This is a genomic window from Ruegeria sp. CDSC002 (assembly GCF_059610905.1).
The window spans coordinates 23626-47854 of the sequence record NZ_JBXWOM010000007.1; the positions used below are offsets into that span (position 1 = coordinate 23626).

Consider the following 24229-nt stretch of genomic DNA (forward strand, 5'->3'; position numbering starts at 1 on the left):
TTTTTGCCCGCCATGTGTGTGAATTTGGTTCACGTCACGTCTAAGGCCCGAACGGTCCCTTGTTTAGGGCCCGGCTGCACTCTACATCGGCACCCATGAAGCTCAGCCTGCCATTTGTCAAAAAGCAGCCCCTCGTGGCCGTGGTTCGCCTGTCCGGCGCCATCGGAATGGCGGGGCGTGGATCGTTGAACGACACCGCGCTGGCCCCCGTTCTGGAAAAGGCGTTTCGCAAAGGCAAACCTGCGGCCGTGGCGCTTGAGATCAACTCGCCCGGTGGATCGCCGGTGCAAAGCTCTCTGATCGGGTCGCGAATCCGGCGGCTGTCGGAAGAGCTTGAGATCCCCGTTATCGCCTTTGTCGAAGACGTTGCAGCGTCTGGCGGCTACTGGCTGGCCGCTGCCGCCGACGAAATCTGGGCGGATGACAGCTCGGTCCTGGGTTCGATCGGTGTGATTTCGGCTGGGTTTGGCGCGCATGTCCTTCTGGCGCGGCAAGGCATCGAGCGGCGCGTACATACGGCGGGCAAATCAAAATCAATGCTCGACCCGTTTTCGCCGGAGAAAGAAGAAGATGTCGCGCGGCTGCAAGGGTTGCTGGGTGATATCCACGCGAACTTCATTGACCATGTCAAAGCCCGTCGCGGTGACAAGCTGGATCAAAGTGCGGATCTGTTCACCGGCGAGGTCTGGCTTGCCAGGCGTGCGCAGGAACTGGGCCTGATTGACGGCGTCGCGCACCTGAGGCCGAAAATGCAGGAGCGGTTCGGCGACAAGGTGAAGTTCCGCCGCTATGGCCTGCGCAAACCGTTCTGGTCGCGGTTCGGTGCCACACTTGCGCAAGACGCCATAACCGGAATTGAGGAGCGGGCGGCTTACGCGCGCTTTGGTTTGTGACGTGATTGTCAAGATTGTCACCCTTTTCCTGATTGCCATGGGTGTCTTGGCGATGTTCGGCAAGCTGCGCTTTCCGGGGCAGAAGAAGTTGCAATCTGCAAGATGTCCGCGCTGTGGACGGTTCAGTATCGGTAAGGGGCCTTGCTCCTGCGAAAAAGGAGGCCGTACATGACGGCATGGCTGTTATCCGGCCTCGGCTTGCTGATCTTGCTTCTCGCAGGTGATGCTCTGGTCCGCGGCGCAGTGAACCTGAGCCTGCGCCTGGGTGTACCAGCCCTGATCGTCAGCCTGACCATTGTGGCCTTTGGCACCTCGGCCCCCGAGCTGTTAATCGCGATCAGTGCGATCAAGGAAAACGCGCCGGGGATTGCGCTGGGTAACGTGGTCGGGTCGAACACGGCAAACATCTTGCTGGTTCTGGGTTTGCCAGCCTTGCTTGCCACGCTGCACACCAGCGAATGCAACACCAGAAGAAACTATGTTTTCATGCTGCTGGCCACGGTGCTGTTCATCGGCCTGGCATTTTGCGGCGTGTTCAACATTGCCAGTGGTGCGATCTTGCTGGCTGCTTTGGGATTGGTCCTGCTTAACGCGTTCCGCGATGCGCGCGCGCATCGCAAAGCCTGCGGTGAAGCCTGCGCGGAAGAGGATGAGCTGGAAGGTCTGGAAGAGGCCGATCCGGACATGCCCTATTGGAAACTATCGATCTATCTGGTCCTGGGCCTGATAGGCCTGCCGATGGGTGCGCATCTATTGGTCGACAACGCCACGATCATTGCCCGCACATACGGCGTCAGCGAAACGATTATCGGACTGACGCTGATCGCAGTTGGGACATCCCTGCCGGAACTGGCAACGACTGTGATGGCGGCCTTACGTAGGCAAGCGGATGTCGCCTTGGGTAACGTGATCGGGTCGAACATGTTCAACCTTTTGGCCATCGTCGGTATCGCCACTTTGTTTGGACGTATCCCGGTGGACCCGGAATTCCTGCGTTTCGATCTGTGGGTCATGCTGGGCGCATCGCTTCTGTTGATCCCGTTCGTGTTCTTGAAACAAGATATCACACGCGGCTGGGGTCTGGTGTTGACGCTGCTGTATGCCGTCTACATCGTCTCGCTGTTGGCGTGACCTGAAGATAGGGGGAAATCCATGGCCCGAGCGTTGGTGACCGGTGCAGGTATTCGTCTTGGTCGGGCAATGGCCCTGTATCTGGCAAACCGGGGATATGACGTCGCAGTGCACTATGCGACGTCTGAACAACCTGCCGCCGAAACCGTAGCCGAGGTGCACGCGCTTGGGCGCAAGGCGGTCGCCTTGCACGCCGATCTGCTGGATGAGGCGCAGGTCCTGACCTTGCTGCCCCGTGCGGCAGAGGCGCTGGGCGGACCGATCACCTGTCTGGTGAACAACGCATCGATCTTTGAATACGACAACCTTCAATCCGCCACGCGGCAAAGCTGGGACCGGCACCTCGACAGCAACCTGCGCGCGCCTTTCGTCCTGACGCAGGCCATGGCTGCCCAGGGGCTGAAGCCCGGCAGGGACGAGGCGGGTGAGCCTGTTGCCACCGGGCTGATCGTGAACATGGTGGATATGCGGGTGCGCAAGCTCACGCCAGAGTTCATGACCTATACGATTGCCAAGATGGGTCTGTGGGCCTTGACGCGGACCTCGGCGCAGGCGCTTTCGCCAGCGATCCGGGTTAACGCGATCGGGCCAGGTCCAACGATGCAAGGTCATCGGCAAAGCCAAGAACACTTCAATGCGCAGCGCGCGAACACGGTGCTGGAGCGCGGGTCAAACCCATCCGATATCACCGCGGCTCTGGGTTATTTCCTGGATGCGCATGCGGTCACAGGCCAACTATTGTGCGTCGACGGAGGTCAGCATCTGGGGTGGAAAACACCGGATGTTCTGGGGCTTGAATAAGTAAAACTGCTGCAAGTTTTGCACCGCTCTCGGTTCTGTTACCTTCGCGTTACAAAAATGTCTTTTTTTTCATACACTTGCCTTGTGAATGAAATTATATACAATGAAAACAATGAGTTAAGTATTTGCTTATTTTTTGTGCAAATCAAGGATTCCTTAATGAATCAAGGGAAATTCGCCACGCTCAGAAACTTATCTTCACACTTATCCACAGAAACCGTGGATTTGTTTTCTCTTGATCTGGGGGCCACAAGATTGCAGCCATGGTCAGAGAATCATATCTCAGGCAAATGACAACAGACAGCGACTCGACCCCTGACACTCAATTGACCGGCTATGCCTGCATTTTGCGGTATGTGAAGACGCTGGACAGCTCACCCGGTGTGTATCGGATGTTGGATGCGGACAGCCGGGTGCTGTACGTCGGCAAGGCGCGCAACCTTAAAGCGCGGGTGTCGAACTATGCGCGGCCGGGACATTCGGGGCGGATTGAGCGGATGATCGCGGCGACGGCCTCGATGATGTTCCTGACCACGCGGACCGAGACCGAGGCTCTGCTGCTTGAGCAGAACCTGATCAAGCAGCTCAAGCCCAAGTACAACGTGCTGCTGCGGGACGATAAAAGTTTTCCCAATATTCTGGTCGCCAAGGACCATGCCTTTCCGCAGATCAAAAAGCACCGTGGCGCGAAGAAAGAGAAGGGGACCTATTTTGGCCCCTTCGCCAGTGCTGGCGCGGTCAATCGAACGTTGAACCAGCTGCAAAAGGCGTTTCTGCTGCGCAATTGCTCGGATTCCATGTTTGACGGCCGCACGCGGCCCTGTCTGCTTTATCAGATCAAGCGGTGCTCGGGGCCATGCGTTGGCCTGATCTCGGAAGATGAATACGGCGAAAGCGTCAAAGATGCCGAGCGGTTCCTGTCGGGGCGGTCGACCAAAGTGCAAGAGGAACTGGCCGAACAGATGATGGCCGCGTCCGAGGCGATGGAGTTCGAACGCGCCGCCGGGCTACGGGATCGCATTCGGGCGCTGACGCAGGTGCAGACGTCCCAAGGTATCAATCCGCGCGGCGTGGCTGAGGCGGATGTGATCGGCCTGTATATGGACAGCGGGCAGGCTTGTGTTCAGGTGTTCTTTATCCGCGCCAATCAGAACTGGGGGAACAAAGATTTCTATCCTCGTGTCGGTGCGGATGTGTCCGCAGCAGAGGTGATGGAGGCGTTTCTTGGCCAGTTCTACGACAACAAGGAACCGCCCCGGCAGCTGATCCTGTCGGACGCCGTCGAAAATGCCGATCTAATGCACGAGGCGCTGAGCGAGAAGGCAGGTCGCAAGGTCGAAATCCTAGTGCCTCAGCGCGGCGAGAAACAAGAACTGGTTGCAGGGGCCTTGCGCAACGCGCGGGAATCCCTGGCCCGTCGGATGTCGGAAAGCGCCACGCAGGCCAAGCTGCTGCGTGGCGTGGCCGAGGCGTTTGATCTGGACAGCCCGCCGAACCGGATTGAGGTTTACGATAACTCTCATATCCAGGGCACCAACGCCGTTGGTGGGATGATCGTGGCAGGCCCAGAAGGGTACATGAAAAATGCCTATCGAAAGTTCAATATTCGCGGCGACGATCTGACCCCTGGTGACGATTTCGGCATGATGAAAGAGGTTCTGACCCGCCGCTTTACTCGCCTGCAAAAAGAGGATCCGGATCGTGACAAGGGGATGTGGCCCGACCTGTTACTGATCGATGGCGGCGCGGGGCAGGTGAGTGCTGTGCGCGAGATCATGGTTGAACATGGGGTCGAAGATATCCCTATGGTCGGTGTTGCAAAGGGCGTTGATCGCGATCACGGCAAGGAAGAGTTCCATCGTACCGGCCAGCGCCCCTTTGCCTTAAAACGCAATGACCCGGTGCTGTATTTTATTCAGCGTCTGCGGGACGAGGCGCACCGGTTTGCAATCGGCACTCACCGTGCCAAACGTGCCAAAGCGGTCGGCGCGACGCCGTTGGACGAAATCCCCGGAGTTGGTGCTGCGCGCAAACGGGCATTGCTGGCGCATTTCGGCAGTGCCAAGGCTGTTAGCCGGGCCAATCTGGCGGATTTGAAAGCGGTCGAGGGGATCTCAGCCGGGTTGGCGCAGAAGGTTTATGATTTCTTCCACGACAAGGGCTAGGCCTTGCGCCCGCGCCACAGGATGTAGAGGCCGGAGGCCACGATCAGACCACTACCGATCCACATTGTCTGGTCCAGATCCTCGCCGAAAAAGATCACGCCCAAGGCAACACCGAACAGCAGGCGGGAATAGCGGAAGGGCGTGACGGCGGACACCTCTCCGGTTCGCATGGCCTTCATCAGGGATGTGTATGCGATTGCGCCCAGGCCCACGGCTCCGGCGATATGCAGGCTTGTGAGCAACGGCACAGGCGCGATGGGGACCTGTTCCCAAAAGCTGTAGGCAAACCCGGCGACAATCACGCTGACAAAGCCGTAGAACCCTAAAACTTCGGTTCCAAGGCTGGCGGGTGCGACTCGGCTGGCTAGATCACGGCCAGCAAACCCCAACATCCCCAGCACGGCCAACAGAGACAAGATGGTGAAACTGTCTCCGGTCGGTTGGATGATGATCACAACGCCGATCAGGCCAACGAGAATGGCGCTCCACCGCCGCCAACCAACGGTCTCTCCGAATAGAAGCGCGGCACAGGCGACGACCACAAGCGGGGTGGCCTGCAGGATAACAGTTGCTGATGACAAGGGCGTCAATGTGATGGCCAGTACGTAGAACAGCCGCCCAAGAATTTCGAACACCGCGCGGATCTTCATTGCAGGCGACAGCACATCCGGTTGCAGCAGCTGCGTGCCACGTGCCATTGCGACACAGGCAAAGATGAGCGCGCCACCCAATCCGAACAGGACAAGTATTTGCCAGACGGGCAAGGCAACCGCCGCCGCTTTCAGCAGCGCGTCTTCCAGTGCGAAACATGCCATCGCGCCGATCATCCATGCGCTACCGATCAGGTTCGCGCGCGCGTCGGTCTCAATATTAGGGGTCATCGGGTCGTCTTTGCCATTGGGCTTGGTCGGCTGCACTCTGACGACAATCCGACCCGGGGCCAAGGCCAATAACCGGTGCCGCGCCGGACTGCGGCGCTTTGACCAAGCCTCTGTGATCGGTACAGTTTTTTTCCGCCCCGTCTTTCCTGTCCCCGGTCAGCGATGTAGGGTCTGCTTCATGAAGTGGAACCTGCCGAATATCCTGACCGTCCTGCGCCTGCTGGCCGCGCCCGGTCTGGCCATAATGTTTCTGTATTTCACCAGACCCTATGCAGACTGGTTTGCGCTGATCCTGTTTCTGACGGCAGCCATTACCGACTGGTTTGATGGATACTTGGCGCGCGCGTGGAAACAGGAAACCAAGATCGGCGCCATGCTGGACCCGATTGCGGACAAGGCGATGGTGGTGATCGCGCTGATGATCCTTGTGGGTTACTCCGCTGAGCACTGGACGCCCTGGTTGGTGCTGCCAGCGACGGTCATCCTGTTCCGCGAGGTGTTTGTCTCGGGCCTGCGTGAATATCTCGGCGATACAGCCGGAACGCTGAAAGTCACGAAGCTGGCGAAATGGAAAACGACTGCTCAGATGGTGGCGATCGCGGTTCTGTTTTCGCAGGGGATTTTCGAGCACTATTTTGTGATGGCTACATTCGGCATGGATGCCGCAACGATGGATCAGGTTCTAACGGGTCAATTGGAAGACCTGAACCATATGCGCTGGCACCTTGAGGCGATGTTCTGGTCCGGTCGCATTGGGCTGTGGCTGTTGTGGATCGCGGCAGCGCTGACATTGATCACCGGCTATGACTACCTACGTAAAGCCATGCCCCATCTGAAGGAGAGCTAAGGGATGGACGTGCTGTATTTTGCATGGGTACGCGAACGGATCGGCCTGCCGAAAGAGCGGATCGAAACCGAGGCCGCAACCGTATCCGATTTGGTCGCCGAGCTGAGCGCGCGTGAAGACCGCTATGCTGCCGCATTTGCGGACCTGTCCGCATTGCGCGTGGCACTGGATCAGGAACTGTCCGATTTTGACGCATCGCTTTCTGGCGTGCGCGAAGTGGCTTTTTTCCCGCCGATGACCGGCGGCTAAATCCATGCGCATCGCGGTTCAGGAAGAAGAATTTGATCTTGGGGCCGAAGCCAATACCTTCGCCGCCGGAGACGATGCCAACGGCGCCATTGTGACCTTTACCGGCGTGGTGCGCGATCTGGCATCCGGCGATCTGGATGTGATGGAGATCGAGCATTACCCCGGTATGACCGAACGGGCGCTAACCAAAATCGCCGAAGAGGCACAGCAGCGCTGGTCGTTGGGCGATGTGCTGGTGATCCACCGCCACGGGCGCCTTGCACCGGGGGATCGGATCATGATGGTGGCCACTGCCGCGCGGCACCGCAAGGATGCGTTTGAGGCGGCAGAATACCTGATGGATTACCTGAAATCCCGCGCTCCCTTTTGGAAAAAGGAAATCACCACATCCGGCGCGGAATGGGTCGCAGCCAAGGATGAGGATGAAGATGCGCTGACGCGGTGGTAGGTTCTGTGCCCGGCACCGGATTATCTGGTGCCGGGTCTATCATAGCGAGTTAGGTGCTTTGTTCGGTGTTACACTGCCGTGCCGCTTCGATGGCTTTTTTAGTACCATCCAGACTAACGGTGAATGCGAACTCTTTCTTCGGAAACACGGTCATTTCGTATTTGTTCATGACGTCATCCACAAACTGGGCGTTGTTCGCAAGGATGTATCCGCCTGTATATCCGTCGGCGAGATGCTTAGTCTTCTTGTGCGCCTCAGCTTCGTAGACGTTGCCGTCGAGTGACAGGAAGATCTTTTCCTTCTTACCCTTCAGGCCAATGTCGTTCTTCGTGAACACACCAAGATAGCCCATCTCGTGGTCCTTGGTCAGACCCATCTGAACGACGTTCTGGTTTTCGTCCATACGCTCGATCAGGCAGGACCCGCGGGAGTCATCCACAAAGATAGTCCAACCGGATTCTTCGCCCCAGTTGGTGAAGGTATCGTTCTCTGACGGTATGACGTCACTTGAAGCCCAAGCGGCTACAGCAGAGAAGATGCTTAGAGTCGCAGCGGTTGTTAATGATGATTTGAAATTCATAGTACACTCCAATTTTCTGGATAGTGAACAGTGATGTGCATGTGTAAAAAATGCACCAATTCCTAATATTGAATTTGTTGTAAGAATTGAAGGCGATTGCCTCGGATCGGCTGATTTGTGCCGAAGGTGCAGTCGGCCCCAACCGGGGTCAGCTATTAAGCCCGGGGCTGGGATCAATCCGCGTTGTTGATACGCCCGCGTAGTTCTTCCGCCTCTTGCCGGGCGGCGCGCAGGCCGTCCATGGCGGCGGCCAATTCGGCCTCGGTCTGGGTCAGCTGGTTGGTCAGTTCGGCCTCGCGCTGCTGCAGATAGGTGATGGCCTGGTCGCGGGTTTCTTCTGCCTCATGCAGCTCCTGGCTCATGCGGTCCAGATCGGCGACGTCGCTTTGGCGGACGCGCGACAGGCGATGGGCCAGCCAGTTGGCGAACCATCCCATGCTAAAGGCGGCAAACAATATGACGGCGGTCGCGATAATGAATTCGATTCTGTTCAATTTACTGGTCCCCTGCGCCCGAGTCGGTTTCCGCATCCGTTTCCGCGGCTTCGGCCTCTGGCTCTGCGTCTTGTGACGTCTCTGTTTCGTCTTCCATCGCTTCCAGCGCGGTTTGAGATTCGGCGGTGGATTCGGGCCGGATCAGGCGGAATTCGATGCGTCTGTTTTCTTCCCGCCCGATTTCGGTGTCATTGTCGGCGATTGGCTGGGTTTCACCATAGCCCAAGGCGGTAAAGCTGGCTGTGGGCACGCGCCGCGCGCGCAGTTCATTTAAGATGGATTGTGCACGCGACTGGCTGAGCTGCTGGTTCATCTCTTCGCGACCTTGGCTGTCAGTGTGGCCCTGAATCTCCAGCCGGATGGGTCCGCATTCCCGCAGGATGTCGGCGATCTGATTGACCGTATCGCGCGATTCGGCGGCGACCGTGGCAGAACCTGGTTCAAAGGCGATTTTGGAACCCGCCTGAACCTCGGCGATGCGCTCTTCGCAAACATCCGGGTCGGGCAGCTTGTCTGCGGGCTCGGGTGGCTTTTGATAGGTGATCGACAGGCTGAAATCTTGTGCCTCGCCCAATTTTTCCGACAAGAGCCCCGAAACATAGGCCCGGGTTTTGGGATCGTGGCTGATGCCGTTCAGAACCACTTCGTCCGGTGTCACGGTCAGCGCGCCATTGTGCAGTTGCGACAACGCCTCAAGCCCGCTGAGAACGCGAATGGGCCAATCAGCGGGCAGGTCAGAGGCCACGCGGGTTGCGGTATGGACGTGTTCATAACCAAAGGCTGCACGGGCATAACTGTCGACCATGTCGCGCTGGGTTTCATCCCCTAGCCGGCCGCGCATTTGCACCAGGCCTTCGGGACTTCGTGTTGCTGAGAATTCGGGCGGGCCGGATTGGTTTTCCGTTTCGGGTTCCGGCAGAACCGCGTGCAGGGCAAAGACCTCGGGCAGCGCGTTTTCCAGTTCACCGATCACCTGATCAAACAGCGCGGCACCAGTGCCTTCGGCCGCGACCAGAGTGATATCTGCATCTGACAAAGTCACCGTACCCTGGCCGATTTCTGACAGCGCCCGAATGCTTAACACGGCGGCGTCGGGCCAGCGAGGCGAGGGTTCACCCAGACCGATGGTGCAGGAATAAGGCCCGGTCAGACCAGCATCCTGGGCGGCTGCGACGATCCGGTCCCGCGCCTTTTCATCCTGGGCCGAACAGGCGTCGAATTGCCCGCCATTTTCGTCGATAAGATAGCGCAGGGTGAAGGGTGTAATGACCGGGCGCGGTGCGGAAATGGACAGGCCAATGCGCAGGCTGGGCGGTGCCGCGCGCGTCAGCTCTTGCTCCAGCCGTTCTTTTTCCTGCTGGCTGTCGGCAATTGCTGTCACCTTTACAAGCCCGGGGCTGGCCGAGATTTTGGCCCGCGGCAGTCGGGTCAGCGCCTCAACAGCAAAAGCGATCGCATCGTCCCAGCCTTTGGGCTTTGGATAGTCGGCGGTTTCCAGCAAATCAGATATCGGCCCGTCATTCAGCGTTCGCAATCTTTTCGTCAGTGCGTCGCGGTCTTCGCTCGCCGGGATCAGGCCAATAACCGAGATACCGCTGTCATTGCGGAGAATTTCGGCTGAAAAGCGTGGGGAGGCCAACTGTGTCGAAGGCGCGACTTCCATTTCATCAATCACGCGCGAGGTGTCGACCTCGGTCCCCGCCGCCGTCAAAGCGTTGAATCGTGTGGCCTCATCCGTGGCGGTGCCGGTCAGAACCACCCGCAGCCCGTCTGACTGGACCTCAGCCCAGTTATGGCCTTTCAGGTCCAGCGCACGCCGAACGGCGAATTCCGAGGCTTCTTCGACCTTTGTTACGGCAAAGCTTGCCGCCAGCAGAGACAGCCCGGCGGACGCAAGGAAGACAAAGGCAACGACGAAGAAATAAGGCAGACGCATGTGCGAACTATCGACTCCTCGGGTGAGTGTTCAGAACTCTTACAGAGGCCTAGGCCCGGGTGCAATCAGAGCAACAAGGCGACGCAAAGGAAGATCAGCGGAATAAGGCCGGTGTCGCGGTTGGCGCGGAACAATTGCAGCAGTTTGGCGTTGTCCTCAATATCAAGCCCCCGCAATTGCCATGCCATGTGCCACCCCATCGCCCAAGGCCCGCCAAGGGCCACTACCAAGGCAATGATTGACGCCTGGGTCGTCGCGGCGTCGATGATTGCCAGTCCCATAAGCGCCACTGTGGCCATCAGGAAATACTTCAACCATCGCGCAGTGTCGGTGCCAAACAGCCGGGCGGTGGACTTGATCCCGATCAGTTCGTCATCTTCGGCGTCCTGGTGGGCATAGATCGTATCGTAGAACAGCGTCCATGCGATCCCGGCTAGGTACAGCGTGATTGCGGGTATACCCACGGTTCCCGTGTGGGCAGCCCAGGCCAGCAGGATGCCCCAGTTGAAGGCCAGCCCCAGAAACACCTGCGGCCACCAGGTGAATCGCTTGGCAAAGGGGTAGATCGTCACCGGCAACAGCGACAGTACGCCCATCGCAATTGCGGCCTGGTTGAATGTCAACAGAATCATCAGCGCCAGCAGGCATTGTAGCCCCATCCAGATCACTGCCTGCCGCACGCTGACCTGACCCGATGGAATCGGGCGGGATCGGGTGCGCTCCACCTGACCGTCAAATTCGCGGTCGGTGATGTCATTCCATGTGCAGCCCGCACCGCGCATCAGAAAGGCTCCGAAGGCGCAGCCGATGGCGATCCACAGATCCTCCCACCGCGGGGTGCCGTCACTGAGGATGGCCAGTGCCAATCCCCACCAGCAGGGAATCAACAGCAACCACGTGCCGATGGGCCGGTCAGCGCGGCTCAGGCGCAGGTAGGGACGGGTGAACGCCGGCGCATATGTATCGACCCAGTTGCCGCTGACAGCGTCGGCAACCTGACCGTCTGGTGTTGGGGCATTGCCTTGCATATGTAAGGTCTCATGAGTGCAAAAATCAGACTGTATGTAGAGCACCCTCTGGGTCAGGGGCAATCGGTTCCTTTGACGCGCGAGCAGGCCCATTACCTGTTTGGCGTCATGCGCCTGTCCGTCGGTGGACAGGTCGCGCTGTTCAATGGGCAGGACGGAGAGTGGCTGGCCGAGGTAATAGAGGCAGGCAAGCGGGGCGGCGTCTTGTCCTGCGTTGAGCAATCCAAACCGCTGCAACTGCCTCCAGACCTGTGGTTCCTGTTCGCGCCGATCAAAAAGGCGCGCACTGACTTTATCGTTGAAAAGGCAGCGGAAATGGGTGCGGCGCGGATCATGCCGGTGCAAACGGAATTTACCAATTCGGAACGCATTCGTCAGGACCGCTTGCAGGCGCACGCCGTTGAGGCGACCGAGCAATGCGGTGGAACATTTGTGCCCGAGGTGGCTGATCTGCAGCGATTGGATCGCGTTTTGGAAAGCTGGCCCGAGGGGCGGCAACTGATGTTCTGCGATGAGGCCGAGGTAGGCTCGGCCCTGCGGTTGGCTGGCAATGAAACGGACCAACCCTGGGCTATTCTCGTCGGCCCCGAAGGTGGCTTTTCCGAGCGTGAACGCGCGAGGCTGGCCGCGTTGCCTTATTCACATGTGGTCAGCCTTGGCCCGCGCATCCTGCGCGCCGATACGGCTGCCGTAGCGGCGCTGACCATGTGGCAGCAGGCGCTGGGAGACTGGGTGTGAACTGGCAAGAAGCGCAAGGCGCAGACGTTCCAAAGATCGACAGGTTCCTGTTCGTACACATCCAGACGTCCATGTTCCCTCTGGCGAACCTGCGGGATTTCGGCTTGCGCGGCTCAGACCCGCGCGCCGTGAACTTGTGGATATTGGGTGATGGCCCACGGGCGGTTTTTGGAATTACCAACGAAGGTATGGTCCTGCCGCAATGCCCTGAATGTTCGGATGATGAACTGAGCCATGCGATTCGCCTGATCCGAGGGCGCAAGTTGTTCGGCCTGGCGGCTGAGGCCACTCAAGCCGGTCGGATCATGCAGCTTGCGGGATGGGAAGACAGGCCTGCAACCCTAAACAGTGACGAGCCGGGGTTCTCGTTGGATCTGAGAAATCTTGTCATGCCGGACGCCACCGGCGCGAAACTGGTGCCGCTGGATGAACTGGACCGATCTATAACAGTGGGATGGCGGCAAGACTATCTGATCGAAGCAATGGGCTTTGACCCCGAACGCGCGCAACCTCAGGCACAAAAAGATATCGCTGCCTATATCGAACGCGATTCTCATCGGGCCTTGTTGATGGATAACCAGCCGGTAGGAATGACCGGGTTCAACTCGCGTTTGCCAGAGGTTGTCCAGATTGGGGGCGTGTACACGCCGCCCGATCTTCGGGGGCATGGATACGCGCGACTGGCAGTGGCGCTGCATCTACGCGAGGCGCACAGCAACGGCGCAACCCGCGCTGTTCTGTTTGCCGCTAGCGATGCCGCCGCGCGTGCCTATATAGCAATTGGGTTCCGGCCAGCAGGCCACTATTCCCTGATTCTGTTCAAAAACCCCGAGGACACGGCATGAGTTTCATCCGACCCGAAGCCAAACTGGCCCTGTGGCGCTGGCGCGAAGTGCTGGTGGCAGGGGTCGTCTTGTTGGTCGGCCTCAGCTGGATCGGCGGACCCGGTGGATTGCTCGGTTGGCTGGGCTGGGTTCTGATCGCGGTCTCGGTGGCGCTGGCCGTTATTGGCATTCAGCGCGCCCGGTTCCGTACCGGTGCAGGTGGCCCCGGTCTGGTGACAATCGATGAAGGTCAGATCACTTACCTAGGGCCGCTGACAGGCGGCATCGTTGCGACACGTGAAATCGAGCGCCTTGCGCTGGACCCGACATCGTCCCCGGCGCATTGGATTTTGGATCAACAGGGGCAGCCGACGCTTCACATTCCTGTGAATGCGGAAGGTGCCGAAGCGCTGTTCGATGTGTTCTCGGCCCTTCCGGGCTTGAAAACCGAACAAATGCTGTCGGAACTAAACGGTGGCGCGACGCATCCTGTGGTTATTTGGGAACGTACGCCTCTGCGTCCGGCCCATTTGAGGCTGCATTGACACTGGCGCGGTTTAAGACCACGACTGACCAAACGACAGACACATCAGGATCGGAGCACGGTTCATGTCCATTCCCCAGTCCGGCGGCGGACCGATCGAACGCCATGAGCAACTGGCCGAATATCTGGAATCGGGCTGCAAGCCCAAACAGGATTGGCGCATCGGAACCGAACATGAGAAGTTCGGCTATTGCAAAGATACGCTGAAACCGCTGCCCTTTGAGGGTGAGCGTTCCATTCTTGCGGTGCTGCAGGGGCTGCGCGATCTGCACGGCTGGGCCCCGGTGGAAGAGGCCGGCAAGCTGATCGGGCTGGAAAAGGACGGCGCCAATGTCTCGCTGGAACCCGGTGGGCAGTTGGAATTGTCAGGCGCGCCGCTTGAGACCATTCATGAAACCTGTGACGAGGTGAACGCGCATCTGCGCGATGTGAAGGATATCGCGGACAAGATCGGTGTCGGCTTCATCGGCCTTGGGGCCGCCCCGATCTGGACCCACGAGGAAATGCCGCTGATGCCCAAGGGGCGTTACCGGCTGATGAATGACTACATGGAAAAGGTCGGCACCATGGGCCGGTCGATGATGCGCCGGACGTGTACGGTTCAGGTCAATATCGACTTTGGATCCGAGGCCGACATGGTGCAGAAACTGCGCGTCGCGCTGGCGTTGCAGCCGGTGGCAACCGCACTGTTTGCCAATTCGCCGTTCTTTGAGGGTAAGCCAAACGGTCAGAAAAGCTGGCGCAGCTATATCTGGCGTCATCTGGATGATGCGCGCACCGGTATGCTGCCCTTTGTGTTCGAAGACGGGTTCGGGTTCGAGGCTTGGGTCGAGTACGCCTTGGATGTGCCGATGTATTTCGTCTATCGCGACGGCAAGTATATCGACGCGCTGGGTCAATCCTTCCGTGACTTTCTGCAAGGCAAACTGCCTGCATTGCCGGGCGAAACGCCGACTTTGTCAGACTGGGCGGATCACCTGACCACAGCCTTCCCCGAGGCGCGGATCAAGAAGTTCATGGAGATGCGCGGGGCCGATGGTGGCCCATGGCGGCGCCTGTGTGCCTTGCCCGCATTCTGGGTGGGTTTGACCTATGATCAGGGTGCGTTGGATGCGGCCTGGGATCTGGTCAAAGGCTGGGACGCCGAAACGCGCGAAGAGCTGCGGGTTGCCGCGGCCCGGGACGGTTTGCAGGCGCAGGTCGGCGACATCAACATGCACGATCTGGCTGGTGAGGTGGTTTCGATCGCCCAAGCCGGCCTGAAATCCCGCGCCTTTCCCGGTGCAGGTGGGTTGGTACCGGATGAGACGCATTTCCTGAATGCGCTCAAGGACAGTATCGAAACAGGCAAGGTTCCGGCGGATGAATTGCTGGATCATTATAACGGCGACTGGAACGGCGATCTGACCCGGATTTATCCCGATTTCAGTTACTGACTGTCTCTTAGGTCTGTTGCCTTTAGGAGAGTATTTGCCAATTAACGCGATGTGACCTTGCCATGCGGCAGGGTCCTTCGAGTATGATTGGCGGGATATTCCCGAGCGTGATGGCGTCATGGCCCGTATCAGCGAACTGCATTATTCCAATGCCTATGCCGCCCAAAGCGGTGTGTCCGAGTTCCTAGAGGTTGCGCTGAGATCCGATGAGGATCCGGCCAATTTCACTGTGTCCTTCTATCAGGCGAATGGTCAGGTCGGGATCGAAATTCCGCTGGATCACCCGTCGGTTCAGGTCTCGACAGACCCTGACAATAACGAACAGGTCTTTGTGATTTCAGCGGATTTCTTTCCGATCCTGCTGACCGATCCCAATGGCGGTGGCTCTACCAACTATGAAGCCTATGCGGTGACCAATACGTCGACGGGCGAGGTCATTGATTTCTACGATATCGGTGGTGGAACCACAGATATCGTCGCTCAAAACGGGTTGGCCGCCGGGGAAACTTCGGAAAATCTGCCGGTTCTTGTCGGGCCGAACCAAACCACAACGACCCTGCAATTCAATCAGCCCAACCCGGACACACTGGTGCATGCGCCGCTCTCACCCGGCGATTCAGGCGCGCCGTGTTTCGCGGCTGGCACGTTGGTCGACACGCCAGACGGCCCGCGCAGGGTTGAAACTCTGGGGCCGGGTGACCTGGTGCTAACGCAGGACGATGGTGCTTGCATCATTCGCTGGTCCGGTGGCTGCACTGTTTCAGGACGGGGTCGTTTTGCACCCGTTCGCATCCGTTCCGGCGCGTTGGGGGCGGAAAGGGACATTTACGTCTCGCCGCAACACCGCCTGCTGGTCTCAGGTTGGCAGGCGCAGCTGCTGTTCGGAGAAGATGAGGTTCTTGTGGCGGCCAAATCAATGGTCAATGACACGACCATCACATCCGCGCCTTGCGACCTTGTCCACTATGTCCACCTGTTCTTTGACCGGCATCAACTGGTGTCGACCTCTGGCCTGATCTCGGAAAGCTTCTTTCCCGGGGCGCAGGGCTTGTCGAGCCTTGATCGCGAAGCCGCAGACGAGCTGTTCGCCCTGTTCCCCGAGCTTTTGGATCAGCCGCAAAATTATGGCCCGACTGTTCGCCCGGTCCGGTGCGGCCCACAAGTGGCAATGCTGCGGGCGATCTGATCCGCCCCTCTTGCTTTCGCAGACTGCTGTGATAGCAGAGCTTCAACAGCATTCAGGGAACCGTCATGGACGATCTTAAGGCAAAATATCTGGGTCAGATCGCCGATGCAGGCGACGAAAACGCGCTCGAAGCGATCCGTGTCGCGGCTGTCGGCAAAAAAGGCGAAGTCGCGCTGAAGATGCGCGAGTTGGGCAAGATGACGCCCGAGGAACGTCAGGTCGCTGGCCCCGCGCTGAATGCCCTGAAGGATGAGATCAACTCGGCCCTGTCCGCCAAGAAAGCCGCTTTGGCCGATGCCGCGCTGGACGAACGCCTGCGCACAGAATGGCTGGATGTGACTCTGCCAACCCGCGCGCGCCGTCAGGGCTCGATCCACCCAGTTAGCCAAGCGACTGAGGAGCTGACCGCGATCTTTGCCGAACTGGGCTTTTCGGTGGCCGAAGGGCCGCGGATCGAAGACGACTGGTACAACTTTGACGCCCTGAACATCCCCGGCCACCACCCCGCGCGGGCCGAGATGGACACGTTCTATATGCACCGCGCCGAGGGCGATAACCGCCCGCCACATGTGCTGCGCACCCATACCTCGCCCGTCCAGATCCGCTCGATGGAGAAACAGGGCGCGCCGATCCGCATCATTTGTCCGGGCGGCGTGTATCGTGCAGACTATGACCAGACCCACACCCCGATGTTCCATCAGGTCGAAGGTCTGGCCATCGACAAGGACATCTCGATGGCGAACCTGAAATGGGTTCTGGAAGAGTTCGTGAAAGCGTTCTTTGAGGTCGACGATGTCGAACTGCGTTTCCGCGCCTCGCATTTCCCCTTCACCGAGCCGTCAGCCGAAGTCGACATCCGCTGTTCCTGGGACAATGGCCAGCTGAAGATCGGTGAAGGCGACGACTGGATGGAGATTCTGGGCTCGGGCATGGTCCACCCCAAGGTGATCGCCGCCGGTGGGATTGATCCGGATGTCTATCAGGGCTTTGCCTTTGGCATCGGCATCGACCGTCTGGCGATGCTGAAATACGGCATCCCTGATCTGCGCGCGTTCTTTGATTCCGACCTGCGCTGGCTACGTCATTATGGGTTTGCGGCACTGGATATGCCGAACCTGCATGGTGGTTTGTCGCGGTGAGCGCAGGCTGGGTAACTTCGGCAGCTATTGTTGGGTTATTGGCTTCGACAGTGATATTTAGCTGGCAACGCTCTCTAGAACATAAATTTCTGCTTCGTAAAGAAAAACGCGAGCTGTTCGTGAAAGTGCTCCGTCAATCAGATCTCCTGTTTAAGGATTTGATTGACGGAAAAATGGATGATGTCGGCTACACGGCCAACAATGAGAATTCGTTGGAAGCGCTTAGACTACTATCCGTTTTAAAGCTGTATGATGCGGCAGGGGTGTACTACGCATTTCGAGAATTGGTTTTTCAATTCAAGAAAGAGGCAGATCGAGGCTATAGACCCGAATTAGAACCTTCGGAAATTGTCAGCGAGATTAACGCCAAAAAAGAGTTTCTAGAAAACGAAATGAAGATGGACCTCGACGAGACAGTGTTGTCGTGGCCATTCGTGAAGACAAAACGCATACGTTTCAAACCAACAGAATCTTGAGTACCTGCTTTGTTTACGTTCTGGGGCTACTAACTCTTCAATTACCCCTAGGAAAAATCGAAGCGCGGATCTGACTACCATAAATTGCACACCACGAACCGAGGATCGCCATCCCGCGGTCCGGCGATGGCGCGGCTTGTCACAATCTCCCACGGGGTTGTGACGTGACAGCGAGCGCAGGCTCGCTAAGTTTCGACGGATGATTTACCGACTGCTCTGCCTTCTCCTGCTGACCGCCACCCAAGCCACCGCCATAGAATCCTGTCACGGCGATACCGCCTGTCAGGTCGGCGACCGCTCGTATCATGTGCTGGAACCGGACGGGTGGGATGGCGAAACGCCTCTGCCGGTGTTGCTGCATTTCCACGGCTGGGCGCGGCAAGGCGATGTTGTGGTGAATCACGAGCGCATCGCAGGGGCCACGAAACGGCGTGGCGTGTTGCTGGTGGCCCCGAACGGATTGGGCAAAAGCTGGAATTTCTGGACCTCGGACACGCGCGATGTCCCCTTTGCCGACCGGGTGCTTGAGGATGTGGCCAAACGCTATCCGATTGATCCGGACCGCATCTATGTCTCGGGCTATTCCTTTGGCGGTGCGATGGCGTGGCGCTATGTGTGCCAGTCGGGCAATGACACGGCCGCTTTGCTGGCGGTCGCAGGCTCGATCCGGCAGACCGAGGATTGCCCGCAGGCCCCGCGCGAAGTGCGCCATGTTCACGGCCTCAGCGATACGGTGATGGATTTCCCCTATGGCGCGGATGGCGACACCACTTATCCGGTGGCACTGTGGCGGCAGAAGTTCGGGTGTGAAACCGCGACGCCGCGCGGGGATTGGAGCGTGGTGCCGATCCTGACGCTCAACCGGGTGGAGTGGACCGACTGCGCCCAGGGTCAGGTCGCGCTGGATACACATCCGGGTGGGCATTTCATCCCGCATGGCTGGATTGGGCGGCAACTCGACGAGCTTTTGGGCCGCACCCCTACCTATCCGTGACTTACAGCGCTTGCACCTTGGCGTAATCTTTGCCATTGCCTGTGCCGACTGGATGTTTGCCAAAAAAGGCCCCGTGCAATGAAATTCACTCTTTCCTGGCTGAAAGACCACCTCGACACCGATGCGTCGGTGGATGAGATTGCAGAGACGCTGACCGATCTTGGACTGGAAGTCGAAGAGATCGTGAACCCGGCGGACCGTCTGGCAGGTTTTACGCTGGGCTATGTGAAGCACGCGGAAAAGCATCCGGATGCGGATAAGCTGCGCGTTTGCACGGTCGCGACTGACGAAGGCGATCTGCAGATCATCTGCGGCGCGCCGAATGCACGCGAAGGTATCACGGTCGTGGTCTGTAAGCCGGGCATGTATATCCCCGGTCTGGATCTGACGATCAGCGTGGGCAAGATCCGCGGCGTCGAAAGCTTTGGCATGATGGCCTCGGAGCGGGAGCTGGAGCTGTCAGAAGAACATGACGGTATCATCGAGCTGCCCTCGGGCGAAGTCGGCGACAAATTCGTCGACTGGTTGGCCGAGAACGAGCCGGCAAAAGTTGATACGATGATCGAGATCGCGATCACGCCGAACCGCCCCGACGCGCTGGGCGTGGCCGGGATCGCTCGCGATTTGGCTGCACGTGGCGTCGGTACGCTGAAAGAACGCGGCTATACACCGGTGCCGGGTGAGTTCGAAAGCCCGATCAACGTAACGATCGACGAGGATACGCGGGACGGTGCGCCGCATTTCACTGGCCGCCTGATCAAAGGGGTCAAGAACGGCCCCAGCCCGCAATGGCTGCAGGATCAGTTGAAGGCAATCGGCCTGCGTCCGATCTCGTCGTTAGTGGATATCACCAACTATATGACGTTCGACCAGAATCGCCCGCTGCACGTTTTCGATGCGGACAAGGTGCAGGGCAACCTGCGCGTTCACCGTGCCAAGGGCGGTGAAAAGCTGGTTGCGCTGGACGAGAAAGAATACACCCTGCAGCCCGGTATGATGGTGATTTCGGACGATAAGGGCCCGGAGTCGATTGCCGGGATCATGGGCGGTGAGGAAACTGGTTGTACCGAGGACACCGTGAATGTGTTCCTTGAAAGCGCGTTTTGGGATCATGTGCAGATCGCGTTGACCGGCCGTGCGCTCAAGATCAACTCGGACGCGCGTTATCGGTTCGAACGTGGCGTGGACCCTGAATACACGCTGGAAGGGTTAGAACATGCGACGCAGATGATCCTGGATATCTGCGGTGGCGAAGCCTCGAAAGTGGTCGAAGCTGGCAAGGCACCGGATCACTCGCGCGCTTACAAGCTGGACGCTGAACGCGTGCAGTCGCTGGTGGGCATGGACATTCCGGAAAGCGAGCAACGCCAGACGCTCACCCGCCTAGGTTTCCGTCTGGAAGGCGAGATGGCGCATGTCCCCAGCTGGCGCCCCGATATCATGGGCGAAGCTGATTTGGTGGAAGAGGTCGCGCGTATCGCATCCCTGACCAAACTGCAGGGCAAGCCGCTGCCGCGTGTGACGGATGGTATTCCCAAGGCGGTGATGACCCCGACGCAGCGGCGGCAGTCGATGGCGCGTCGCACTTGTGCGGCGCTGGGGTACAATGAATGCGTCAGCTATACGTTCATCGATCAGGCTTCGGCTGCCTTGTTCGGTGGCGGGGATGAAGCGACGCAGTTGGAAAATCCGATCTCGTCCGAGATGAGCCATATGCGCCCGGATCTGCTGCCCGGTCTGCTGCAGGCCGCCGCCCGTAATCAGGCGCGAGGGTATGCAGATGTCGCGCTGTTCGAGGTTGGCCCGGTTTTCCATGACGGCGAACCTGGCGATCAGAAAACCCAGATTACCGGGCTGCTTGTCGGTCGCAACGGCCCCAAGGACGTGCACGGTGCCTCGCGCCCAGTTGACGTGTTCGATGCCAAAGCAGATGCCGAGGCCGTGCTGACGGCCATTGGTGCACCCGCCAAGGTGCAGGTCCTGCGCGACGGTGACGCCTGGTGGCATCCGGGTCGTCACGGCAAAATTTGTCTGGGTCCCAAAAAGGTGTTGGGTGTCTTTGGCGAACTGCATCCACAGGTGTTGCAGGCGATGGATATCAAAGGCCCGGCGATGGCGTTCACCATCTGGCCGGATGAGGTGCCTCAGCCGCGTAAATCCGGTGCCACGCGCGCTGCGCTGGAACTGCGTGACCTGCAAGCGGTCGAGCGGGACTTTGCCTTTGTTGTCGATGAGGGCGTCGAAGCACTGACGCTGGTGAACGCCGCGGCCGGTGCTGACAAGGCGCTGATCGAGGATGTCCGCGTATTTGACGAATTCATCGGTGGAAGTCTGGGTGAGGGCAAGAAGTCCTTGGCCATCACCGTGCGCCTACAACCGACGGATGCGACTTTGAAGGAAAAAGATATCGAAGCGGTGGCCGAGAAGATCATCGCCAAGGTCTCGAAAGCGACCGGCGGCGTTCTGCGCGGGTGATGCCTGGCCGCCTCCGGCTGGAGTTTTTTGAAAAGATGAAGGGGCGGTGGCGCCCTTTCTGTTTTTGCGGAGGAGCAAAAGATGCTGAACGTTTACCTATCCGGCGAAATCCATACCGATTGGCGGGAACAGATCATCGAAGGCGCTCAGGGTCTGGACATCACGTTCAACAGTCCTGTGACTGATCACGCGGCCAGCGATGACTGCGGTGTGGCCATTCTGGGGGCCGAGCCAAACAAGTATTGGCACGACCACAAAGGCGCAATGGTCAACGCGATCCGCACGCGCAAGGGCATCGCGGATGCCGATGTGGTGGTGGTCCGGTTCGGTGAAAAGTATAAACAGTGGAACGCTGCATTTGACGCGGGTTACGCTGCGGCCCTGGGGAAATCACTGATTGTGCTGCACGGCCCTGATCACCAACACGCGTTGAAAGAGGTGGATGCGGCGGCACTGGCCGTGGCCGAGCAACCGAGCCAAGTCGTTGATGTACTGCGTTATGTTCTGACGGGCGCGCTGCCACAATAACTCACGCGACGTTTTCCTTGCGGGAAATCAGGGTGCTTTCTACCGTCTGTTTGGACAGTACGGGGAAGCATTCATGGAATTCGACTATGTCATCGTGGGCGGTGGGTCCGCCGGATGTGTTATGGCCGCGCGGCTGAGCGAAGATCCAGACACAAGCGTTTGCCTGCTTGAAGCGGGTGGCGCTGGCGAGGATCTGGTGATCCGGGCTCCGGCTCTTGTGGCGGCCATGGTTTCGGGGCGGCCCAAGCTGAATAATTGGGCCTTTGAAACCGTACGTCAGCCCGGGTTGAATGGCCGCAAAGGGTTTCAGCCGCGGGGCAAGGCACTAGGCGGGTCGTCGGCGATCAATGCGATGCTGTACGTGCGCGGTCACCCCAGCGACTATGATGAATGGGCGGATCTTGGATGCGAGGGATGGGATTGGCAAAACGTCCTGCCCTACTTTCGAAAGGCCGAAGGCAATGCGCGCGGTGCGGATGATCTCCATGGCGGTGATGGTCCCTTGCACGTGTCGGACCAGTCTGAGCCGCGTGCCATCTCTCATGCGTTTGTCGAAGCCTGCGGCCAGCAACAAATTCGCGAGATAAAGGATTTCAACGGGCCGGAGCAGGAAGGCGCAGGCCTGTATCAGGTCACGCAGTTCCAAGACGGGGCGCATAAGGGTGAACGTTGCTCGGCAGCTGCGGCCTATTTGCGGGGCGTCAAATCGCGGCCGAACCTGACAATCATGACAAGGGCAGAAGCCCAGAAGATCCTTTTTGACAAAAAGCGCGCAACCGGGGTTTTGCTGCGTCAGAAAAGCAAAGAAGTCGAAATTCGCGCCCGCCGTGAAGTCATCCTTTCGGGGGGTGCTTTTGGTTCGCCACAATTGCTGATGTTGTCCGGTATTGGGCCCGAAGACGAGTTGAAACAGCACGGTATTCCTGTTCTGCACGACTTGCCCGGCGTTGGTCAGAATCTGCAGGACCATCTGGACTATGTCCTCAGCTATCATTCGAAACGTAAGGATGTCATCGGGATGACCCCGGGCGGGCTATGGAACCTAGCCAGGGCGGGGTTGGACTGGCGCCGCACCGGAGAGGGGCTGTTTGCGACTCCTTTTGCCGAAGGCGGCGCGTTCTTCAAATCTGATCCATCCGTTTCCAAACCGGATCTTCAGCTGCACTTTGTTGTCGGAATCGTTGACGACCACATGCGCAAGATTCACTTGCCGCACGGGTATTCGTGCCATGTCTGTGTGTTGCGCCCGTTCAGCAGGGGCAGCGTTGGGCTAACCTCGGACCGGGCAGGAGAGCCGCCGCGTATTGATCCGGCTTATCTCAGCGATGACCGCGATCTGGATCTGTTGAAGCGCGGGGCTCGTATCATGGAATCAATTCTCGAATCCGAGCCGCTGGAACCCTGGCGCAAAAAGCGGCTCTATGCCCATGAGGGCAGTGATCAGGCCTTGGAGGCTGATATCCGCAGCCGTGCCGACACGATCTATCACCCGGTGGGCACCTGCAAGATGGGGATCGACGATATGGCCGTTGTCGATACCGAAGGTCGGGTTCATGGGGTCGAGGGGCTGCGGGTGGTGGACGCATCGGTCATGCCGACTTTGGTCGGCGGCAATACCAATGCGCCCACTATCATGATTGCCGAAAAGATCGCCGAAGCAATCAGTCCCGGGGCGGCGTAACCAGGCCTTTTTGCACCGCGGGTCGCTTCAGGAACCGGTCGAGATACGCCACCAGATTGGCGTGGTCTTCCCAACCAACAAGGTCGTGCGCATTGTAGAATTCGAGCCCGCGCAGCCAAGGCGCGATTGCGATATCGGCAATCGAATAGTCTCCGGCAATCCAATCCTGGCCTTCAAGCTGTTGGTTCAGGACATTCAGCAATCGCTTGGCCTCGTTCACGTAGCGTTCACGGGGGCGCGGGTCTTCGATCTCGCTGCCTGCGAATTTGTGAAAATAGCCCAGTTGTCCGAACATCGGACCGATGCCGCCCATCTGGAACATCACCCATTGGATCACGCGATATTTGTCGGCTTTGGTTTGACCCAGAAACTTGCCGCTTTTCTCGGCGAGATATATCAGGATCGCTCCGCTTTCGAACAGGCCAATGGATTCTCCGTCCGGACCATTCGGGTCGATGATCGCCGGGATTTTGTTGTTGGGGTTCAATGACAGGAATTCGGGGCTTTTGACATCCGAGTCCGAAAGCGTAACCCGATGGGCTTCATAGGGCAGGCCGGTTTCTTCCAGCATTATCGACGCTTTTACGCCGTTCGGCGTGGGGAAAGAATAGAGCTGAATCCTGTCGGGAAACTGCGCAGGCCAGCGTGCCGTTATCGGGTGAGAGGCGGTATCCAGCATGGGGGGCTCCTGTCATGGGTTGCCAGCAATAGGTAGGTACACCTGCCCAGTCTTGCCAGTATCCGAGCTGTGCATA

At 58.6% G+C, this 24229-nt stretch carries 24 protein-coding genes; 18 read left to right on the top strand and 6 right to left on the bottom strand.

The window, feature by feature from the left end:
• Positions 1-95 precede the first annotated feature (95 nt).
• From AC2FJE_RS14005 to uvrC, 4 genes are all read left to right on the top strand, one after another.
• Positions 96-893, top strand: a complete 798-nt coding sequence (locus AC2FJE_RS14005) for a S49 family peptidase (RefSeq protein ID WP_282121365.1) — start codon at positions 96-98, stop codon at positions 891-893.
• 168 nt (positions 894-1061) lie between these two features.
• Complete coding sequence (locus tag AC2FJE_RS14010; protein ID WP_058273628.1) at positions 1062-2024, top strand: calcium/sodium antiporter; 963 nt, start codon at positions 1062-1064, stop codon at positions 2022-2024.
• 21 nt (positions 2025-2045) lie between these two features.
• Positions 2046-2825, top strand: coding sequence for an SDR family oxidoreductase (locus tag AC2FJE_RS14015; protein WP_496758452.1), 780 nt, complete (start codon positions 2046-2048; stop codon positions 2823-2825).
• A gap of 290 nt (positions 2826-3115) precedes the next feature.
• Positions 3116-4990, top strand: coding sequence for an excinuclease ABC subunit UvrC (gene uvrC, locus AC2FJE_RS14020; RefSeq protein WP_282152549.1), 1875 nt, complete (start codon positions 3116-3118; stop codon positions 4988-4990).
• Here uvrC and AC2FJE_RS14025 read toward each other — a convergent pair.
• Entirely contained in the window at positions 4987-5871 is an 885-nt protein-coding gene (locus tag AC2FJE_RS14025; RefSeq protein ID WP_282152573.1) for a DMT family transporter, read from the bottom strand. The genes uvrC and AC2FJE_RS14025 overlap by 4 nt on opposite strands.
• Before the next feature lie 178 nt (positions 5872-6049).
• Here AC2FJE_RS14025 and pgsA point away from each other — a divergent pair, with 178 nt between their 5' ends.
• From pgsA to AC2FJE_RS14040, 3 genes are read left to right on the top strand one after another with little or no spacing between them, the layout of a single operon-like run.
• Entirely contained in the window at positions 6050-6718 is a 669-nt protein-coding gene (gene pgsA / locus AC2FJE_RS14030) for a CDP-diacylglycerol--glycerol-3-phosphate 3-phosphatidyltransferase (RefSeq protein WP_496758448.1), read from the top strand.
• 3 nt (positions 6719-6721) lie between these two features.
• On the top strand, positions 6722-6967 hold the full coding sequence (moaD, locus tag AC2FJE_RS14035; RefSeq protein ID WP_058278869.1) for a molybdopterin converting factor subunit 1: 246 nt from the start codon (positions 6722-6724) through the stop codon (positions 6965-6967).
• 4 nt (positions 6968-6971) lie between these two features.
• A complete protein-coding gene (locus tag AC2FJE_RS14040; protein ID WP_282121369.1) occupies positions 6972-7415 on the top strand; it encodes a molybdenum cofactor biosynthesis protein MoaE in 444 nt (147 codons plus the stop codon).
• Between the two features lie 49 nt (positions 7416-7464).
• On the opposite strand, the gene AC2FJE_RS14045 is transcribed toward AC2FJE_RS14040, so the two are convergent.
• The 4 genes from AC2FJE_RS14045 to ubiA form a co-directional block, all read right to left on the bottom strand.
• A complete protein-coding gene (locus AC2FJE_RS14045) occupies positions 7465-7995 on the bottom strand; it encodes a hypothetical protein (protein ID WP_058278867.1) in 531 nt (176 codons plus the stop codon).
• A gap of 173 nt (positions 7996-8168) precedes the next feature.
• On the bottom strand, positions 8169-8489 hold the full coding sequence (locus AC2FJE_RS14050; protein ID WP_058278866.1) for a hypothetical protein: 321 nt from the start codon (positions 8487-8489) through the stop codon (positions 8169-8171).
• Position 8490: 1 nt separating this feature from the next.
• A complete protein-coding gene (locus tag AC2FJE_RS14055; protein WP_496761072.1) occupies positions 8491-10425 on the bottom strand; it encodes an OmpA family protein in 1935 nt (644 codons plus the stop codon).
• 65 nt (positions 10426-10490) lie between these two features.
• On the bottom strand, positions 10491-11453 hold the full coding sequence (gene ubiA, locus AC2FJE_RS14060) for a 4-hydroxybenzoate octaprenyltransferase (protein ID WP_496758444.1): 963 nt from the start codon (positions 11451-11453) through the stop codon (positions 10491-10493).
• Positions 11454-11465: 12 nt separating this feature from the next.
• On the opposite strand from ubiA, the gene AC2FJE_RS14065 reads away from it, so the two are divergent.
• The 11 genes from AC2FJE_RS14065 (at position 11466) to AC2FJE_RS14115 (ending at position 23474) form a co-directional block, all read left to right on the top strand.
• The gene (locus AC2FJE_RS14065; RefSeq protein ID WP_496758438.1) at positions 11466-12191 is read left to right on the top strand and encodes a 16S rRNA (uracil(1498)-N(3))-methyltransferase; all 726 of its coding nucleotides are present in this window, start codon (positions 11466-11468) and stop codon (positions 12189-12191) included.
• A complete protein-coding gene (locus AC2FJE_RS14070; RefSeq protein ID WP_496761073.1) occupies positions 12188-13036 on the top strand; it encodes a GNAT family N-acetyltransferase in 849 nt (282 codons plus the stop codon). The genes AC2FJE_RS14065 and AC2FJE_RS14070 overlap by 4 nt, the downstream gene beginning before the upstream one ends.
• On the top strand, positions 13033-13560 hold the full coding sequence (locus AC2FJE_RS14075) for a hypothetical protein (protein WP_058273616.1): 528 nt from the start codon (positions 13033-13035) through the stop codon (positions 13558-13560). The genes AC2FJE_RS14070 and AC2FJE_RS14075 overlap by 4 nt, the downstream gene beginning before the upstream one ends.
• A 64-nt stretch (positions 13561-13624) precedes the next feature.
• A complete protein-coding gene (locus AC2FJE_RS14080) occupies positions 13625-14995 on the top strand; it encodes a glutamate--cysteine ligase (RefSeq protein WP_058273615.1) in 1371 nt (456 codons plus the stop codon).
• 118 nt (positions 14996-15113) lie between these two features.
• A complete protein-coding gene (locus AC2FJE_RS14085; RefSeq protein WP_496758432.1) occupies positions 15114-16181 on the top strand; it encodes a Hint domain-containing protein in 1068 nt (355 codons plus the stop codon).
• Positions 16182-16246: 65 nt separating this feature from the next.
• Positions 16247-17320: a phenylalanine--tRNA ligase subunit alpha gene (gene pheS / locus AC2FJE_RS14090; protein ID WP_496758430.1), complete on the top strand. Its 1074-nt coding sequence runs from the start codon at positions 16247-16249 to the stop codon at positions 17318-17320.
• On the top strand, positions 17317-17796 hold the full coding sequence (locus tag AC2FJE_RS14095) for a hypothetical protein (protein ID WP_496758428.1): 480 nt from the start codon (positions 17317-17319) through the stop codon (positions 17794-17796). The genes pheS and AC2FJE_RS14095 overlap by 4 nt, the downstream gene beginning before the upstream one ends.
• Before the next feature lie 199 nt (positions 17797-17995).
• Entirely contained in the window at positions 17996-18790 is a 795-nt protein-coding gene (locus tag AC2FJE_RS14100) for a CE1 family esterase (RefSeq protein ID WP_496758425.1), read from the top strand.
• A gap of 78 nt (positions 18791-18868) precedes the next feature.
• A complete protein-coding gene (gene pheT / locus AC2FJE_RS14105) occupies positions 18869-21265 on the top strand; it encodes a phenylalanine--tRNA ligase subunit beta (RefSeq protein WP_496758421.1) in 2397 nt (798 codons plus the stop codon).
• An 81-nt stretch (positions 21266-21346) separates the two neighbouring features.
• Entirely contained in the window at positions 21347-21793 is a 447-nt protein-coding gene (locus AC2FJE_RS14110) for a YtoQ family protein (protein ID WP_472722792.1), read from the top strand.
• Positions 21794-21866: 73 nt separating this feature from the next.
• Positions 21867-23474, top strand: a complete 1608-nt coding sequence (locus AC2FJE_RS14115) for a GMC family oxidoreductase (RefSeq protein ID WP_496761074.1) — start codon at positions 21867-21869, stop codon at positions 23472-23474.
• Here the strand turns inward: AC2FJE_RS14115 and AC2FJE_RS14120 are convergent.
• Positions 23455-24153 carry a glutathione S-transferase family protein gene (locus tag AC2FJE_RS14120; RefSeq protein ID WP_496707358.1) on the bottom strand — a complete coding sequence of 233 codons (699 nt, stop codon included), beginning with the start codon at positions 24151-24153 and terminating at the stop codon, positions 23455-23457. The genes AC2FJE_RS14115 and AC2FJE_RS14120 overlap by 20 nt on opposite strands.
• Between the last annotated feature and the right edge of the window lie 76 nt (positions 24154-24229).